17 protein-coding genes and 3 tRNA genes are annotated in these 17,748 nt (G+C 27.1%); 15 read left to right on the forward strand and 5 right to left on the reverse strand.

Going from position 1 to position 17,748, the window contains the following annotated elements; all coding sequences use genetic code 11:
• Positions 1-20 precede the first annotated feature (20 nt).
• The 4 genes from AC5LG6_RS00140 to AC5LG6_RS00155 all read left to right on the forward strand — a co-directional run bounded on the left by AC5LG6_RS00140 (position 21) and on the right by AC5LG6_RS00155 (position 6,285).
• Positions 21-2,174, forward strand: coding sequence for a RelA/SpoT family protein (locus AC5LG6_RS00140; protein ID WP_066359214.1), 2,154 nt, complete (start codon positions 21-23; stop codon positions 2,172-2,174).
• 14 nt (positions 2,175-2,188) lie between these two features.
• Positions 2,189-3,397, forward strand: a complete 1,209-nt coding sequence (gene tyrS / locus AC5LG6_RS00145) for a tyrosine--tRNA ligase (protein ID WP_260888798.1) — start codon at positions 2,189-2,191, stop codon at positions 3,395-3,397.
• A 12-nt stretch (positions 3,398-3,409) separates the two neighbouring features.
• Positions 3,410-4,489: a nitronate monooxygenase gene (locus AC5LG6_RS00150; RefSeq protein ID WP_498585388.1), complete on the forward strand. Its 1,080-nt coding sequence runs from the start codon at positions 3,410-3,412 to the stop codon at positions 4,487-4,489.
• A 62-nt stretch (positions 4,490-4,551) separates the two neighbouring features.
• A complete protein-coding gene (locus AC5LG6_RS00155; RefSeq protein ID WP_498585389.1) occupies positions 4,552-6,285 on the forward strand; it encodes an N-acetylmuramoyl-L-alanine amidase family protein in 1,734 nt (577 codons plus the stop codon).
• Here the strand turns inward: AC5LG6_RS00155 and AC5LG6_RS00160 are convergent.
• From AC5LG6_RS00160 to AC5LG6_RS00175, 4 genes are read right to left on the reverse strand one after another with little or no spacing between them, the layout of a single operon-like run.
• Positions 6,248-6,691, reverse strand: a complete 444-nt coding sequence (locus AC5LG6_RS00160) for an NUDIX hydrolase (RefSeq protein ID WP_498585390.1) — start codon at positions 6,689-6,691, stop codon at positions 6,248-6,250. The two genes, AC5LG6_RS00155 and AC5LG6_RS00160, sit on opposite strands and share 38 nt — an antisense overlap.
• An 11-nt stretch (positions 6,692-6,702) precedes the next feature.
• Positions 6,703-7,770: an LptF/LptG family permease gene (locus tag AC5LG6_RS00165; RefSeq protein ID WP_498585391.1), complete on the reverse strand. Its 1,068-nt coding sequence runs from the start codon at positions 7,768-7,770 to the stop codon at positions 6,703-6,705.
• On the reverse strand, positions 7,767-8,330 hold the full coding sequence (gene pth, locus AC5LG6_RS00170; protein WP_434283071.1) for an aminoacyl-tRNA hydrolase: 564 nt from the start codon (positions 8,328-8,330) through the stop codon (positions 7,767-7,769). Before pth ends, AC5LG6_RS00165 begins: the two co-directional genes overlap by 4 nt.
• 9 nt (positions 8,331-8,339) lie before the next feature.
• On the reverse strand, positions 8,340-8,876 hold the full coding sequence (locus tag AC5LG6_RS00175) for a 50S ribosomal protein L25/general stress protein Ctc (RefSeq protein WP_066164601.1): 537 nt from the start codon (positions 8,874-8,876) through the stop codon (positions 8,340-8,342).
• A 185-nt stretch (positions 8,877-9,061) separates the two neighbouring features.
• On the opposite strand from AC5LG6_RS00175, the gene folD reads away from it, so the two are divergent.
• The 11 genes from folD to AC5LG6_RS00230 all read left to right on the forward strand — a co-directional run bounded on the left by folD (position 9,062) and on the right by AC5LG6_RS00230 (position 15,855).
• A complete protein-coding gene (gene folD / locus AC5LG6_RS00180; RefSeq protein WP_498585392.1) occupies positions 9,062-9,922 on the forward strand; it encodes a bifunctional methylenetetrahydrofolate dehydrogenase/methenyltetrahydrofolate cyclohydrolase FolD in 861 nt (286 codons plus the stop codon).
• A complete protein-coding gene (lepB, locus tag AC5LG6_RS00185) occupies positions 9,923-10,705 on the forward strand; it encodes a signal peptidase I (RefSeq protein ID WP_498585393.1) in 783 nt (260 codons plus the stop codon).
• Entirely contained in the window at positions 10,705-11,160 is a 456-nt protein-coding gene (gene rpiB / locus AC5LG6_RS00190) for a ribose 5-phosphate isomerase B (RefSeq protein WP_066153242.1), read from the forward strand. The genes lepB and rpiB overlap by 1 nt, the downstream gene beginning before the upstream one ends.
• 27 nt (positions 11,161-11,187) lie before the next feature.
• Positions 11,188-11,319: a hypothetical protein gene (locus AC5LG6_RS00195; RefSeq protein ID WP_258315271.1), complete on the forward strand. Its 132-nt coding sequence runs from the start codon at positions 11,188-11,190 to the stop codon at positions 11,317-11,319.
• On the forward strand, positions 11,316-12,545 hold the full coding sequence (locus AC5LG6_RS00200) for an HD domain-containing protein (RefSeq protein ID WP_260933080.1): 1,230 nt from the start codon (positions 11,316-11,318) through the stop codon (positions 12,543-12,545). Before AC5LG6_RS00195 ends, AC5LG6_RS00200 begins: the two co-directional genes overlap by 4 nt.
• Positions 12,546-12,573: 28 nt before the next feature.
• Positions 12,574-14,088, forward strand: coding sequence for a UvrD-helicase domain-containing protein (locus AC5LG6_RS00205; RefSeq protein ID WP_260908751.1), 1,515 nt, complete (start codon positions 12,574-12,576; stop codon positions 14,086-14,088).
• Between the two features lie 85 nt (positions 14,089-14,173).
• Complete coding sequence (locus AC5LG6_RS00210) at positions 14,174-14,923, forward strand: hypothetical protein (RefSeq protein WP_260874716.1); 750 nt, start codon at positions 14,174-14,176, stop codon at positions 14,921-14,923.
• A 71-nt stretch (positions 14,924-14,994) separates the two neighbouring features.
• Positions 14,995-15,069: transfer RNA gene (locus AC5LG6_RS00215), tRNA-Gln, on the forward strand.
• A 22-nt stretch (positions 15,070-15,091) separates the two neighbouring features.
• Positions 15,092-15,176: transfer RNA gene (locus AC5LG6_RS00220), tRNA-Tyr, on the forward strand.
• Positions 15,177-15,193: 17 nt separating this feature from the next.
• A tRNA-Phe gene (locus AC5LG6_RS00225) sits at positions 15,194-15,269 on the forward strand.
• Positions 15,270-15,345: 76 nt separating this feature from the next.
• Positions 15,346-15,855, forward strand: coding sequence for an NADPH-dependent FMN reductase (locus AC5LG6_RS00230; protein WP_066157502.1), 510 nt, complete (start codon positions 15,346-15,348; stop codon positions 15,853-15,855).
• 30 nt (positions 15,856-15,885) lie between these two features.
• Here AC5LG6_RS00230 and AC5LG6_RS00235 read toward each other — a convergent pair whose 3' ends face one another.
• A complete protein-coding gene (locus AC5LG6_RS00235; protein ID WP_498585394.1) occupies positions 15,886-17,592 on the reverse strand; it encodes a bifunctional diguanylate cyclase/phosphodiesterase in 1,707 nt (568 codons plus the stop codon).
• Positions 17,593-17,748 lie beyond the last annotated feature (156 nt).

Consider the following 17,748-nt stretch of genomic DNA (forward strand, 5'->3'; position numbering starts at 1 on the left):
ATCTCTACTTAGTAGATTTTATGAATTTATTCTTCAAAGAGCTACAACTAGTAAATACAATTGAAGGGGCAATAAAAGAGCTTGAAAAGCAAATTGATATTAGCCCTAAACTAAATGAGATTATTGATTTTATTATCGAAGCTCATGAGGGTCAATTTAGAAAAAGTGGTGAACCCTATTCGGTTCATCCAATTCTTGTAGCAACAATAACTAGTACTTTTTCAAAAGATGAAGACGTTATTGCAACTGCACTTCTTCATGATGTTGTAGAAGATACACCTTTTACATTAGAATTTGTTGAAGAAAAATGGGGCAAAAATGTCTCTAATATGGTTAAAGGTCTTACAAAAGTAGCAGATATTAGAGAAGAAAATTTTATTACTTCAAAAGATTCAAGCGATACAAAAATAGTTCAAGCAGCACTTACATTTAGAAAAATGCTAATAGCATCAATAGATGATCCACGAGTTTTAATAGTAAAACTTTGTGATAGACTTCATAATATGCTTACTCTTGCTGTTTTACCACAACATAAACAAAGAAGAATAGCTGAAGAGACTCTGGTTGTTTATGTTCCAATTGCAAACAGACTTGGTATTTCAACACTTAAAAATGAGTTAGAAGATTTAGCATTTTTCTATATTTATCCAGATGAGTACAAAAAAATTGATGATTTTTTAAAAGAGAATGAACAAGCTATGCAGCTTAGTTTCAATACTTTTATTGCTATTACAAAAAATTTATTAGAAAAAAATGGTTTTGAAGAGAATGAGATAAAAATATACTCAAGAATTAAACATCACTATTCAATATATTTAAAAATGCAAAGAAAAGGTATTACTATAGAAGAGGTACTTGATCTTTTTGCAATTAGAATCTTAGTTCCAAGCGATATAGATTGCTATAAGGCATTAGGACATATTCATTTAGAATTTAAACCTTTAGTTTCAAGATTTAAAGATTATATAGCAACACCTAAAGAAAATGGTTACAAAACTATTCATACAACAGTTTTTTATAATTCAAAAATATATGAGATTCAGATTCGTTCATTTGATATGAATAGTGTTGCAGAGTATGGAATAGCAGCCCACTGGGCATATAAAAATGGAGAAAAAAATAGCTCTTCAAGTTCAAATCTTAATTGGTTAAAATCTTTGGAGTTCTCTAATGACAACATAGAAGAGTTCTATAATGAAACAAAAGAAAATTTGTTTAACGATGAAATTATAGTTTATTCACCAAAAGGTGAAGTTTTTATCCTGCCTATTGGTTCAACTGCTTATGATTACGCTTTTGCGGTTCATACAAATGTTGGAAAAAAAGCAATTTCTTGTTATATAAATAAAATTAAAAAACCTCTTTTAACTGTTTTAAAAAGTACAGATATTATACAAATTGAGCTAGGAAATGAACCAATCATAAGATGTTCTTGGATAGATATGGTAAAAACTTCAAGAGCAAAAAAACAGTTAAAATTTTTATGTATGCAAAGACAAAGAGAGATAGATGAACTTGCTGGAAAAAATATTATAAATACTATATTTTCTAGATATTATAATGATATTTTAGAACATTATCCAGTAAAAGGTCTATATAAGGTACCAACAAATTTACCTTTTTTAAAAAATGCAAAACAAATTGTAGAGAAAAAAGTATTAAAAGAGAAAGGAATTATGGGAAGATTTAAAATCTTCACAAGCAAGATAAAAGAGTTTAAATTTGACAATATGCTTATTTATTCTAACTTTAATATAAATTCTATATCATTTGACCACTGTTGCCACCCAAAATTTGGAGATGATATTATTGCATTTAGAAACTCTCACAATGCAATAATTCACCATAAAATGTGTGATAAGGCTTATTCTAAAATCAAAGAAAATGAACAAATGTTGTATTGCGAATGGGCAAAAAACTCTGTTTTTCAATACAAAATGCTAATAAGTATTCCAAATACAAAAGGTGAATTAGCAAAAGTTTTAGCATATCTTTCTAAAAGCGATTTTTATATCTTAGCTTGTAATTTTGGGCGACAAAAACACTCATATATTCAATATTGTGATATAGAGTTTGAGATAAATAATTCAAATGTAGATGAAGTTAGACAAATTGTTGAGAAAAATATAAAAGTTATAGATTTTATGTCAAAAAAAGACGCATATAATAAATAAAGGTTTAATAAAATATGGAAAATAAAATAAAAGAAGCGATAGACGAAATTCAAAGAGGAACTGCTGAGATTATTGATATTGAAGCTATTACAAAATTAATAAAAAAATATTTTGAAACAGGTGAAAATTTCTACGTAAAAGCAGGATTTGATCCAACAGCTCCTGATATTCATCTAGGACATACAGTTTTAATACAAAAATTAGCAACTTTTCAAAAATTTGGAGGAGTAGTTCAATTTCTAATTGGAGATTTTACTGCAACTATTGGAGACCCAACTGGAAAAAGTGAAACAAGAAAAGTTTTAAGTAGAGATGATGTATTAGCAAACGCTGAGACTTACAAAGAGCAAGTTTTTAAAATCTTAGACCCAAATAAAACGCAAGTTGTTTTTAATAGTACTTGGTTAAATGAACTAGGAACAGCTGGACTTATAAATTTAGCTTCAAACTTGACAGTTGCAAGAATGTTAGAACGTGATGATTTTTCAAAAAGATATAGTTCAAACACTCCAATTGCTGTAAATGAATTTTTATATCCCCTACTTCAAGGTTATGACTCAATTGCTTTAAATAGCGATGTAGAACTTGGTGGAACAGATCAAAAATTTAATCTACTTATGGGTAGAACTCTACAAAAAGCATATAACTGTAAAAAACAACAAGCGGTTTTAATGATGCCAATTCTTGAAGGTCTTGATGGTGTTCAAAAGATGTCAAAATCATTAGGTAACTATATTGGTGTTACAGATCTTCCTTTTGATATGTTTGGAAAAGTTTTATCAATTTCAGATGAACTTATGTGGAGATACTTTGAGCTTCTTTCAAGTAAAAGTTTAAAAGAGATTGAAGAGATAAAAAAAGGTGTTGAAAATGGAACAATGCACCCTAAAAAAGTAAAAGAGAATTTAGCATCTGAGATAGTTGATAGATTTCATGGAGTTGGTGCTGGAGCTTTAGCAAAAGCTGAATTTGAAAAAGTTTTTGCCAAAAAAGATATACCAACTGATATACCTGAATTTATTTTTGAAGGTGAGATTTGGATTTGTCAAGCTATGTTAGATTCAAAATTAGTTGATTCAACTTCACAAGCAAGAAGAGATATAAATTCAAATGCGGTATCGATTAATCAAGAGAAAATAAGCGATGATAAGTTAAACTTAACATCTGGCGAATACATTTTGCAAAAAGGCAAAAAAAGTTTTGCAAAAATAATAATAAAATAGAAGAGGCTAATTGTGAAAATAGGAAAATATGAGATAAAACATCCAATAATTCAAGGTGGTATGGGTGTTGGAATAAGTTGGGATCAATTAGCTGGACATGTTAGTCTTGAAGGTGGTTTAGGAGTAATTTCAGCAGTTGGTACAGGATACTATAAAAAACTTAGCCCTAAAGTAAATATTGTTATGAAAAAAGATAAACCTAAAGAGGTTTTAAATTTTTATAGTAAAGATGCTTTAAAAGAGATTTTCGATAACGCTAGAAAAATTTGTGGAAATTTGCCACTTGCTTGTAATATTTTATATGCTATAAATGACTATGGAAGAGTTGTACGTGATGCATGTGAAGCAGGTGCAAATATTATAATTACTGGTGCTGGAATTCCTACAAATATGCCAGAGTTTACAAAAAACTTTCCAGATGTAGCACTTGTTCCAATTGTATCAAGTGCAAGAGCTTTAAAACTTATTTGTAAAAAATGGCAAAGATACAATAAAATACCAGATGCTGTAATAGTTGAAGGACCTTTAAGTGGTGGTCATCAAGGTTTCAAATATGAAGATTGTTATAAAGAAGAGTTTCAACTTGAGAATATTGTAACTCCAGTTATTGAAGAAGCAAAAAACTGGGGTAATATTCCTGTTATTGCAGCTGGTGGAATTTGGGATAAAAAAGATATTGATAAGTTTATATCTCTTGGTTGTGCTGGAGTTCAAATGGCTACTAGATTTATAGGAACTTTTGAGTGTGATGCTGATCCTAAATTCAAAGATGTTTTGCTAAATGCAAAAGAAGAAGATATTGTTTTAATGAGTTCTCCAGTAGGACTTCCTGCACGTGGAGTTAAGACAAATCTTCAATTTTCAATCGAAAATCATACTGCACCAAAAGTTCAATGTATCTCAAATTGTGTTGCACCTTGTAATAGAGGACATGAAGCAAAACTAGTAGGATATTGTATAGCTGATAGATTAGGAGCCGCATACAAAGGTGATTTAGAAACTGGTCTATTTTTCTCAGGTTCAAATGGATATAAAATTGATAAGATAATCTCTGTTAAAGAGTTAATGGAAAAATTAACTAAAGGAGAGTAGTTATTTTAACTAAATTCTTTATTTGCCTTCTACTTATTATCAATATATCTTTTGCCTCTAGCTTGGAACAGCAGTACAAAGAGGCAAGAATAGAGTTTTTAAAATCTTCATTAAGAAAAGATGACAATCAAAAAATAGATGATTTAAAAAAAATTATTGAACTAGGGAAAAAGTTAAATAAAGATGTAAGACCTGATGAAAAAAAATTAGCTGTTTTAAATAAAAGTATTAAAGTAATAAATAACAAAAATATAGAGTCAGCTCAAACTTCTTCTAATAATAAGCAAAATAAAGAGAAACAATCAAATCTTTTATACTCTATAAAAAATGTAACTACTTCAAACAACTCAATAGTAGTTGATTTTAATGTTGATATAAAAGAAGATGATATTAAATTTTTTGAGCTAAAACCTTCTCCTTTATATAGAGATGTTTTTGATATAAAAGGTTATTTTAAAGATGCCTTAGCTACAAAATTAGCAATTCAGGGTGTTGAACAAATTACAATAGGTCAGTTTCAACCTGATGTTTTAAGAATTGTAATTTCAGGCAATAATAATCCAGAAACATCTTATAAAATAACAAAAAGACAACTAACAATAGATATAAATAGTAAACAATCAACAAAAAAAGATGAACAAATAAAAGAGATTTCAAAACAAAAAATTGAACCTAATTCAAATATTAAAGAAATGGTTGATTTGAAAAACTCTATTCGTTCTATTTCATCAAGTGGAGATAAGATTACTATCCAGTTTAACAAAAAAATATCACAAAAAGATTTAAAATATTCTACTCTTAAGCAAAATGGAAATTTTGAATATATTTTTGATATTAATGGAAAATATAGTTATATTGAACCTACAAAACTAAATTTGAATAGTATAGATAAAGTTATTACTACAGAAAATAAAAATAGCGTTAGAATAAGATTAATAAATAAAAATAATCCTAAAATTAAATATATTTTAAAATCAAATGAGCTAACTATTGAAGTTTTAGAAACTCAAAGTGAAAAAGTAGAAGTTGCTAAAAACAGTAGTGATTCAAACAGTAAAACTAATCTTCCTACAAAAGTTACAAATCAAGTTCAAAATACAACACCCAAAAATGCTATAAATAAAACAATAGTTATAGATGCAGGGCATGGTGGAGATGATGTTGGTGCAGTTGGACCAAATAAAGAGTATGAAAAAGTTATAAATTTAGAAGTAGCAAAATATCTTGATAATATATTAAAACAAAGAGGATACAAGGTATATTTGACTAGATCGACTGATAAATTTATTAAAGTTATGGATAGAACTATTTTAGCAAATGAGAAAAATGCTGACCTTTTTATCTCAATACATACAAACTCTATGCCAAAAGAGAAGGCTAGTAGTACAAGCGGTATTGAGACATTTTTTCTAAGTCCTGCAAGAAGTGAAAGAGCAAAAAAAGTTGCTGCTTTAGAAAATAAAGATGATATTAGAGAGATGAGTGAAAGTTCAAAAAATGTATTTTTAGAGAGCTTAAATCGTCCAAGAATTACAGCCTCTCACAAATTTGCAATAGATGTTCAATCAGGGCTTTTACAAGCAGCTAGAACAAAATATAAAGATGTAAGAGATACAGGTGTAAAAGAGGGACCATTTTGGGTTTTAGTTGGTGCTCAAATGCCATCTATTCTTATTGAGCTAGGATTTATATCTCATCCTGTTGAAAGTAAAAGATTATATGATAAAGATTATCAGCAAGTACTTGCAAATGGTATTGCTAATGGAATAGATTCTTATTTTCTAAAAAATCCTTAATTTCTGATACTAATTTTTTTTGCATTGACTTTATCTTTGGAAGCTTTTTTAATGAAAAGAATTTTACTTTTGAATTTTCCCAAGAGAGATATTCACTTTTTAAAGTATTTCCATTGAAATATCTATCCATATTTTCAATATTTGAAGAGTTTACAAGCCAAACTCCAATATCTTTTTCTTGATTTATCTGCTCAAAATACTCTTCAAAAAGTTCAATATCTATAGAGATTGAACTCTCTTCAAAGAACTCTCTTTTTGCACACATAAAAGCAGTCTCATTTTTTACTTTTGTACCTTTTAGACATCCCCATTTATTATTGCTTGCAACATCTAAACACAAAAGAATTTTAACACCTTTTTTTGTTACAATATATGGAACTATTCCATAAGTTTTTGTATGACTCATTATTTTAAATCCTATATAGTTTTTATTCTAGATTGATAAACATAGATGGCTGCTATAAACCAAATAATTAAAGGTAATAATAAAGATAACTCTGGATTTAAAACACCAGAACTTGTAATTTTAAATAAAAAGAAAAAAACTCCCCAAACAATTAAAGTTCCAAAAATACCAAAAGATACAAAAATTCCTAATCTAAAAAATCTACTATTTAAAGAACTATATGCAAATACTAAAAAAAGAAGTGGAATTATAAAAAATGGAACAAATAGCTGATTATATATATTTCCTCTTATTTTTGAAGTATTTACACCTTGTTTTTCTAATAAAAACATAGCATTTATAGCATCTAACAATGAAGAATCATTTCTTGCTTCATATACATTATCCAATATCTTTGGTTGAAATCCATCTAATGTATTTAAAAATTTTTCATACTTTATTGTAAGTTTAGAGTTCATATCAAGCTCTTTTGGTTTTGTAGTAATCTTTGCATCTACAATATACCATTTATTATTTTGAAAATATGCTTTTAGTGCAACAATTGTTTCAACTACATCTTTTCCATCTACTTTAAAAATATGTATATTTTCTGCTCTTTTTTCAAGAGGAAAAAGCTTTTGAAAATAGACAAAATTATCATTATATTTCAAAAATATATCACTTTTTGTACTTGAGAAGTACTCATTATCTAAAATCTTCTTTTTTTGTTCATAAGAGTATGCCAAAGGTGTCATTTGCAAAAATATTAAAACTACTAAAAATATTAAACCTAAAGATAATATAGGTAAAAATATATATCTTCTTCCAGCTCCTAAAGAGTAAAATGCAACATACTCATTATTTTTAATAAAAGTTATTAAAGTTGAAATCCAAGCAAAAACAATTGAAAGAGGAAGAGTTAAAGTTAGTGTAAAAAATGCATTATAAAAGATATATAACAACTGTAAGTTTGCTGATTGAGGTATAGATTTAAAATTTTGTAAAAAGTCAATTCCCACAAAAAATATCTCTAAAGATAGTAAAATTATAATAAAGTTTTTAAGATACTTTTCAATTATATATTTTGTTAAAATACTCATATAGACTGCTTTAATGTAAATTTAGCCTTAACTTCATCAATACTAAGCTCTTTTAAAGCTTCAACACAAGAAGCAACATGTGGAATGATTTTGTTATTTAACTCTTCAAACTCTGCTTTACTAAAATCACTTAAAACATAGTTTGCAACATCTTCTTTATCTTTTGGTTTTCCAATTCCAACTCTAACTCTTATATACTCTTTTGTAATATGGTTATCAAGAGATTTCAAACCATTGTGCCCACCATGACCTCCACCTATTTTGAATTTCACAGTTCCAAAAGGTAAATCTATATCATCATGAATAATAATAATATTTTCTAAATCAACTTTATAGTAATCCATAATATTTTTTACGGCAATTCCTGAATTATTCATATATGTAGTTGGTTTAGAAAATAGATTATATCCTGCTTTTAAAAGAGTTGATTGAAAGTTTGAGTTATTTATAGAAGTAGTATTAAGATTTTTAGTCATAAAATCTACGACTAAAAATCCAATGTTGTGTCTTGTATTTTGGTATTTTTCACCAATATTTCCAAGACCAACAATTAAATACATAGGTTTTAATTATTTAGCTTTAATTACACCAACGATTGGAACTCGTGGGTCTAAATAACAATCAACATTTTCTGGAAGTGTAATATCTCTTAAAAGAATATTATCTCCTGTATCCAAATTTGTAACATCTAAAGTGATGTTATTTGGTAAATTTTCAATTGTACATTTAACTGGAATTCTTCTAGTATGTAACATTAAAAGACCTTTATTTTTAAGACCTTTTGCACTTCCTGTTGCTACAACTGGGATAAAATATGAAGCTCTAACACCTTTTTGAGCAACCATTAAATCAACATGCAATAAATCAGAAGTAATAGGGCATTTTTGGTACTCTTTTACAACTACACTTAAAACTTTTCCATCTACTTTAATATCAAAAGCAAGAGTAGTTTTATTTTTTAAATATTTGATATACTCATTTCTTTTAAATGCTGCAGATATGTTCTCCATACCTTTTCCATAGATATTTGCAATTAAATATCCATCTTTTCTTAAAGCTTTTACAGCTGGTTTAGTTATACTATCTCTTACGATACCCTCTAACATTTTAGTCCTTTGTTTTAATTTTAAATTGAACGCGGATTATATTTAAAATTTACTAAATATTAGGTTAAATTATAAGTTATATTTGTAAGCAATAAGATATCTCAATATGCTAAAAAATATTTTAATTCAATTTTAGATACAATCAAATCTAAAAAATTTAAATAACTTAATTATAAGGTAAAAAAATGGTACTACTAGATGGGAAAATTTTATCAGCAAAGATAAAAGAAGAGGTAAAAGTTGAAGTTACTCAAATTGTAAAAGAGAAAAATATAACTCCAGGACTTGCAGTTATTCTTGTAGGAAATGATGCAGCAAGTGCAACTTATGTTGCAAGTAAAGCAAAGGCTTGTAAAGATGCTGGAATTTATTCAGTTGTGCATGAAATGCCAGAGAGCATAACTCAAGAAGAGTTACTTGAAACTATAAATATGATGAACAATAATCCAAAACTTGATGGTATTTTAGTACAACTTCCACTTCCAAAACATATAGATACAACAACTGTTTTAGAAGCAATTAATCCACTAAAAGATGTTGATGGTTTCCATCCATACAATGTTGGAAGAATGGTTTCTAATCTTGATTCATTTTTAAGTGCAACTCCATTTGGTGTTATGAGAATGTTTGAAGAGCATAATATTGAATTAAGTGGAAAAGATGTTGTAGTTATTGGAAGTAGCGATATTGTTGGAAAACCTATGGCATCACTTTTAATAAATAAAAAAGCAACAGTTACAGTTTGTAATAGTAGAACAAAAGATTTAAAAGCTCACACTTCAAAAGCTGATATTGTAATTATTGCTGTTGGTGTTCCATATCTACTAAAAGAAGATATGGTTAAAGATGGTGCTGTTGTTATTGATGTAGGAATTAATAGACTTGATACTGGTAAACTTGTTGGTGATGCTGATTTTGAAGGACTTAAAAACAAATGTTCTTTTTTAACTCCAGTTCCAGGTGGAGTAGGACCAATGACAATTGCAATGCTTTTAAAAAATACAATAAAAGCTGCAAACTTGAGAGATAAAAGAGAAATAAAATAGATGTTAAAAAAGATTTATAACTGGTCATCATCTTGGACTGGTACAATAGTAATTGTACTTACAATTATATTTTTTGTTGCTCAAGCCTTTGTAATTCCTAGTGGAAGTATGAAAAATACTCTTTTAATAGGTGATATGCTTTTTGTTAAAAAATTCGCATATGGAGTTCCAACTCCTACAATTCCTTGGATTGAAGTAAAAGTTTTACCAGATTTTAAAGGAAATGGACATTTAATAGAAGGTGAGAGACCAAAAAGAGGTGATATCGTAGTATTTAGATATCCTCATGATCCAGATATTCACTATGTAAAAAGAGCAGTAGCTACAAGTGGAGACACTATATTTTTAAAAAATAAAATTTTATATCTTCACCCTAAAGAGGGAAATGATTTTGTAAAAACTGAATTTAAAGATTATGAAACTATTGATATAGATGGAAAACTTTTTGTTGTAAGTCCATACGAAAAAGAGCATAAAGGAATTCATAACGATCCAAATGTCACTAAAAATCTAATAGCTCCAAAAGAACTATTTGATATGCAAGAGATTGTTATACCAGAAGATGAAACATTTATGATGGGAGACAATCGTGACCACTCAAATGACTCAAGATTTTGGGGAAGTGTACCTTACAAATATATAATTGGAAAACCTTGGTTTATCTATTTTTCTTGGGATGATGATTATAAAATTAGATGGGATAGAGTTTTTAGAACTGTTGAAAGTTTAGAAAAAGATATTGATACAACAGCTGAAATAAAGCATGAGGAAGGAATTTATTAATGAAATATTTTATCGGTGCAGATCATGCTGGAATTGAAATAAAAGCATTTGTAAAAGATTTGTTTGAGCAAAGAGGACATGAAGTTGAAGATTTAGGTCCATATAATAAAGATAGAGTTGATTATCCTGATTTTGCAGCAAAAGTTTGCAAAAAAGTTTTAGAAAACAGTGGTTCAATGGGTATTTTAATCTGTGGAAGTGGAATTGGAATGAGTATGGCTGCAAATAAATTTGATGGAATAAGAGCAGCTCTTTGTCACAATGAATACAGTGCAAGGATGGCTAGAAAACACAATGATGCAAATGTACTTTGCTTGGGTGAAAGAGTAAGCGGTGAAGGTATGATTGAAGCTATTATAAAAGCTTGGGATAAAGCAGAATTTGAAGAGGGACGACATACACAAAGGGTTGAAAAAATAAACGCTTTAAGTAAAATTGGAAATTGTAGAGCATAATTTAATTTTATATACAAGGAAAATATTATGGCTGATTGGCAAGTTTATTTGATGATGACTGCAATTGTTGCAGCTATGTTGATTGGAAAAAAACTTATGTTCTTTGATAGTAACAAAAAAAAGAGTGATGATAAAAAAATCAATAAGGATGAAAATTGATAAATCCAAAAATTATCGAATATATATTTTCAAGTGCATCTATTCAAAGGTGGAATGATTATCCAAGAATGGTTGATTTAGTAGAACTTGACAAACAAGCACATAAATTTATAATTGCTTATTTTATAGCAAAACTTGAAGATGATATAAATTTTACACATCTAATAGAAGCTGGAATTTTTGAGTTTTTAAGAAGAGTTGTTGTTACAGATATTAGACCTGATGTTTTTAGAAAAGCTTTACAACAAAAATCAAAAGAGATTAACACTTGGGTTGTAGGTAAACTAAAAAGCTCTATAGAAAATATTGAGAATGGAAACTTTTTACAAAAATTTGAAGAATTTTTAAATGATCCAAATATGTATAAAAAAGAGAGATTTATATTAAAGGCAGCTTCATATTTATCTACAAAGTGGGAGTTTTCAATAGTTTATCAAACAAGTCAATTCTTAAGCGATATAGAGGAAGTTAAAAAAGCTGTTGATGCTGAAATTGAAGATTATTATGAGCTAATTGGAGTAAGAAAAATAGCTCTAAATAAAAAATTAGCAAAAATAGTAGATTTAAGTGGAAGATTAAGATTTCAAAAAAGATGGGCTCAAACTCCAAGAATTCCTGAAACTTCAGTTTTAGGACATATGCTAACAGTTGCCCTATTTTCATATTTTTACTCTTTAGAAGTAAAAGCTTGTGACAAAAGATTACAAAACAATTTTTTTACAGCGCTATTTCATGATTTACCAGAAGCTTTAACAAGAGATATTATAAGCCCTGTAAAATATAGTGTAGATGAACTTTCAGAGATAATTGCTGAATATGAAGTTGCAAAAATAGAAGATGATATTTTGCCAAATATTCCTATAAATATCCAAGAAGAGTTCTCTTATATTCTAGGGATTTCAAAAGGTATAAAAGAAGAGTTTGCAAATAAAGTAAAAATAGATGGGAATATCACAGAAGTTGATGATATAAATAAGTATAATCTTGATAAATATGAAGCCATAGATGGTTTAGCTCTTAAACAGTGTGATAAATTATCTGCTTTTGTTGAAGCATCTTTATCTATATCTCATGGAATAAAAAGTAAAGAGCTAATCAGTGGTAAAAAAGAGATTTTAAAAGGCTTAAAAGAGATAAATGGGGTTGATTTTAAAAAAATAGCTATTGATATTGACAGTGAGTTTGGGAGTAACGGACAGATTCAAACAACTTTAGATTTTGAATAATCTTTTATTTTATAGAGTATTTATATAAGTGTTATTAACTGCAGAGCAAGAAGAGATTGTAAATAGTTCATTAGACTCATTTAAAATAAATGCAGTTGCAGGAAGTGGCAAAACAACAACTCTTCTTGAGTATGCAAAAAAAAATTCAAACTTAAAAATTTTGTATTTAGCTTATAATAAATCTTTACAAATTGCTCTAAATGAAAAATTAAAAGATTATCATTTACCAAATCTTCATATAAGTACAATTCACTCTTTAGCATACAATAAAACAGAAGCTTACAAATACAAACTAACACCTGAATTAAAAACAAATATCCTAGAAAAACTAATCATAAATCATGAATTTCAAGATAATAAAAAGAGCTACTACCCTAGTTTAGAATATACAACTATTTTAAAAAACCTTATAAATTTTTACTGTAATTCAAATTTAATAGAGCTTGATTTAAAACTACTTGAAGAGTTTAAAAAGCAAAATGATTTTGGGGTAAAAATATTAGATATTTTAAATAAAAAAGAGAAAAAACTTTTAGAGCATTTAAAACTAACTCTTAGCTCTATGAAGTTAGGAAAAATAGATGCTATTCATGACTTTTATCTAAAAATGTTCTATCTTAATAAAAAAATATCTTCAAATCTCAATTATGATTTAATTTTAATTGATGAAGCACAAGATATAAGCGATGTGATGATAGGAATAATTGAGAATCAAAAATGTAGAAAAATATATGTTGGAGATAGTTTTCAACAAATTTATAGTTTCAGATATGCTTCAAATGCACTTAATAAAATAGATTTACCATCTTATGAATTAACTTTTAGCTTTAGATTTTCAAATAGTTATGCAAAGTTTTTACAATCTTATTTAAACTCTCTTTATACTTTAAATGGTTCAAAAAATATTTTTTTAAATGGAGTTGATGATAATAAATTAACTACAAAAGTTGGAAGGGAGTTTTTAGATTTTAATAAACAATTTACAATAATTTCTAGAACAACTTTTGGCTTAATTCAAGAGTTAATAAAACATATTCATAACAAAAAAAAGCTATTTTTTGAAGGTGGTTACAACTCTTACTCTTTTATGAATCAGACTGTTTACTCTATTTTTTATTTAAAAAATAGGAAAAATGACAAAATAACTATTGATGAAATAAAAAATTTTGATACAATTTTTGAACTTGAGACATTTGCAAAAGAGACTAAAAATCAAGACTATCTAAATATTATTAGATTTGTAAATAGTTATGGTGATAATATTTTTGAGATAAATAAGAAAATCAAAGAGTATTTAGTTCCAAATAAAGATGAAGCAGATATTATCTTCACAACAGCACATAAAGCAAAAGGTATGGAGTATAATCAAGTAATTATGACAGATGATTTCATCACAAAAAAAGATATCTTAAATAGAAAAAAAAGTCTTAGTTTTGCTTCAATTTGTGAAGAGTTGAATATTTATTATGTAGCAGCTTCAAGAGCCAAATTTTCTATAAGTTTAGCTGATTTAAAACTTGATTACAAAGAAGAAAAAGATTAAAAATAGTATTTTTGTAAATTATAGAAAATGAAATATGATATAATTTCCGACTTAAAAACTATAGCAAAAAAATAAAAGGATAAATATGCAGTACTTTGGAGAGATACAAACAAAATATGAAGAGGTATTTTTAACACAAAGTTATATGTATTTCAAAAAAGATGAAGATGAAAATATTAGTGCAAAAGATTTAAAAAATTTAATAAAAACAAAAGATGATAGAAAAAAAAATATTATAGGAACTGTATTTATATATAACCCAGTTGTTACACCTATTGGATTTGATTCAAATAAATTTTTACTAGAGCAAGATTTCAAAGCTTTTGATGAATTAATAGAACTAAAATGTGAAGGTTATATAACTATTTTTAAGCAAGCTATGAAAGATAGTTGCAAAGGAAAAATAGTAGAGATAAAAAATCTATTTAATCTAATAGAAGGACACATTGACTCAAGCACTCTTTTATCAAAATTTAATGAAGATTTAGAAAAATATAACTCAAATCAAAATACAGAATTTGATAGAGATATTATGTATTTAGATGCTCAAAATTATCTTCCTTTTGGAAAATTTGTCTATTTTTGTTGGGGTGATAAAATAAATCCAAAAGAGTTCTCAAATATATCAGATTATGCAAGAACTATCTATGATAATTGTGTAAAAAGTGGAAAAAAAATAGCATTTGCTTACAAAAAAGAGAAAACTGTTGATGAATCAATAAAATATCTTCAATTCTCAAACCCTATGCAAAATCATAAAAATAAGAATTCAATCTCTTTTGCTATTAAAAGGTCTTTTGATACTTTTCCTCCTCTTCCTGCTTTTTATGAATAATCTTCATAAAAAGCATATTTTTTAGCTAATTTTAATAATTAAGATTATACAATACTGTCCACTTAAATTAATGGGGTATCGCCAAGCGGTAAGGCAACGGTTTTTGGTACCGTCACTCGAAGGTTCGAATCCTTCTACCCCATCCAAAAATTTAAGTTCTTTTATTATGGTGAGGTTGGAGAGTGGTCAAATCCTGCGGACTGTAAATCCGCCGCCTACGGCTTCGAAGGTTCAAATCCTTCTCTCACCACCACTTTTAAATTGTAGTATGGCTCGATAGCTCAGTCGGTAGAGCAAAGGATTGAAAATCCTTGTGTCGACAGTTCGATTCTGTCTCGAGCCACCACTTCAAAAATATCACAAAATCATATTTAAATAATCATTAGCTATAATATTTCTTTAAAATATTATTAAGGATTTTTATGTCAAAAATTGGAATAATTGTTGCTAGTTCAAACAACAACCAAAAACTAGCTATTGAACTTCAAAAAATAGCAATTGAGCTAAACTATGATAGTGAAATTATAAATTTAGTTGATTACAATCTGCCTCTTTATAGCACAATTGAAGAGGAAAAAAATGGAATTCCTGAGTCTGTTTTGGATTTAGCTACACGAATAATTGATTTAAAAGCATTTATTATTGTAGCTCCTGAGTATAACGGTGTTATGCCACCTGTTTTAAATAATGCAATGGCTTGGACATCAAGAGCTACAAAAAACTGGAGAGATGCTTTTGATGATAAGATAGTGGCATTAGCAACACACAGTGGTGGTGGAGGTCAAAAAGGTCTTCAAGCTATGAGAATTATGTTTCAACATTTAGGTGCAAATATTTTAGCAAGAGAGATTTTAACAACTTATGATAAACCTCTAAACAAAAATAGTGCTATAGCAATCTTACAAAATCTTACAAAATTATCAAGAGCATAGGGATTTTATCCTTATGCTAATTTGCTTATTTTAATTTTCTATTTTATCGCTAGGTTCGTGTATATAATAACCTTGAACATAATCGACACCCAAATATTTAACTTTTTCTAAAATCTCTTTACTTGATACAAACTCTGCAATAGTTTTAAATCCTTGATCTTTAGCAAAATTTATAATCATAGTAATTATATTTTCATTTCCTTTACTTACTAAAACATCTTTTATTAAAGATCCATCAATTTTAATATAATCAGCATCTAGTTTAATCAAGTACTCGAAATTAGAGTATCCACTTCCAAAATCATCTATTGCAATTTTACAACCTAACTTTCTAATGGTAGAAAAAAATCCATTTATTAGATTAAAATCATCAATCTCTTCACTCTCAACAATTTCAAAAACAACTCTATTACCAATATTTAACTCTTTTATTTTTTCTATTACATAGTTGGAAATCTCTTCATTTGAGATATCTTCAAATGTAAAATTTATTGAAAATTCAAAATCTTTATCTTTAAAATATTCAAAGCTACAATCTATTATTTTTTTTGTAAGTTGCAAATATTGACCAGATTTTTTTGCAATATCTAAAAAGAAAAATGGCGAGACAATTTTTCCAGAATCATTTAATCTCATTAGACATTCATATTTTTCTATTTTATTTGTTTGTAAGTTATATATTGCTTGATAATATGGAATAATATCGTTATTTTCTAAAGCTTTTTTAATCTTTAATGTCCAAAAAATATTCTTTTCATAATCTTTTTCTATCTCTAAACTTCTATCATAAATAATCTGATTTGGATTTGTTTTTGAATACTTTCTAATTACATTTGCAGTTTCAAGAAGTGAGTTTTTTGGCTCAAAAGAGAAGGTATAATTAATAGAAACAAATACTTCTCTACCTTTTGCCCTAATTGCTTTAGAAGATATTATTTTTGAAATCTCTTTAATATTTTTCATAAAATCAATCTTGCTCTCATTTGAAGCTAATATCGCAAAAACATCTGAAGTTAGTCTATAAACACTATAATTTGGTTTTTTAATAACTAACTCTTCTATTCTTTTAGCAACCAATTTTAAAATATAATCTCCTATTTTATAACCAAAAAAGTCATTTACATCACTAAAATTTTTTATATCTAATATTGATATACTTAAGTTCTCTTGTTTACTTATATCTTCAATAAGTTTGTATCTACTTCCTATTTCAGTCAGATAATCTTCTCTTAAAATTCTATTTAATTTTTCTGTTTTTAAAACTAAATCTGTAATTTCATGCCTTATTGCAACGTACTCAAAAATCTCTCCATTTTCATCAAATATTGGAGATATTGTAGTATTTATATAGTAGAATGTTCCATCTTTCTTTTTATTTTTTAAATTTCCTCTCCATATATTTCCACTTTTTATAGTTTTCCATAAATTTCTAAATATTTCTGAATCTTCTTCACCTCTTAAAATATTATGAGGTCTTCCTATAATCTCTTCTCTTTTATATTGTGAAACCTCACAAAATGTATCATTAACATATGTAATATTTCCTTTTAAATCGCTATTTGAAATAATATTTGATGATTTTGTAGCTTTGTTATATTGTCTTAATATATTTGATTTTCTTTGAAGTTCTTTTTGTTCAGATTTTAATTTTCTTAAGCTAAAATGTTTGATTATTAAAAAAACAAGTAAAAAAATTATTGTAAGAATAAGTGAGTATTCTAAAAGTGTTAAGCTCAATATATTCCCTTCTTTTAAGCTAATTATAAATCGAAGTTTGATTATACTATAATATTTTTAAAATAATTATTATTTTATATTTATCAAGAAAAAAGAGAGATAAAGAGGTTTTAAATAAATAAGATATAAAATACAACTCTACATTGAATATCTATT

This window comes from Arcobacter thermotolerans (assembly GCF_983172305.1).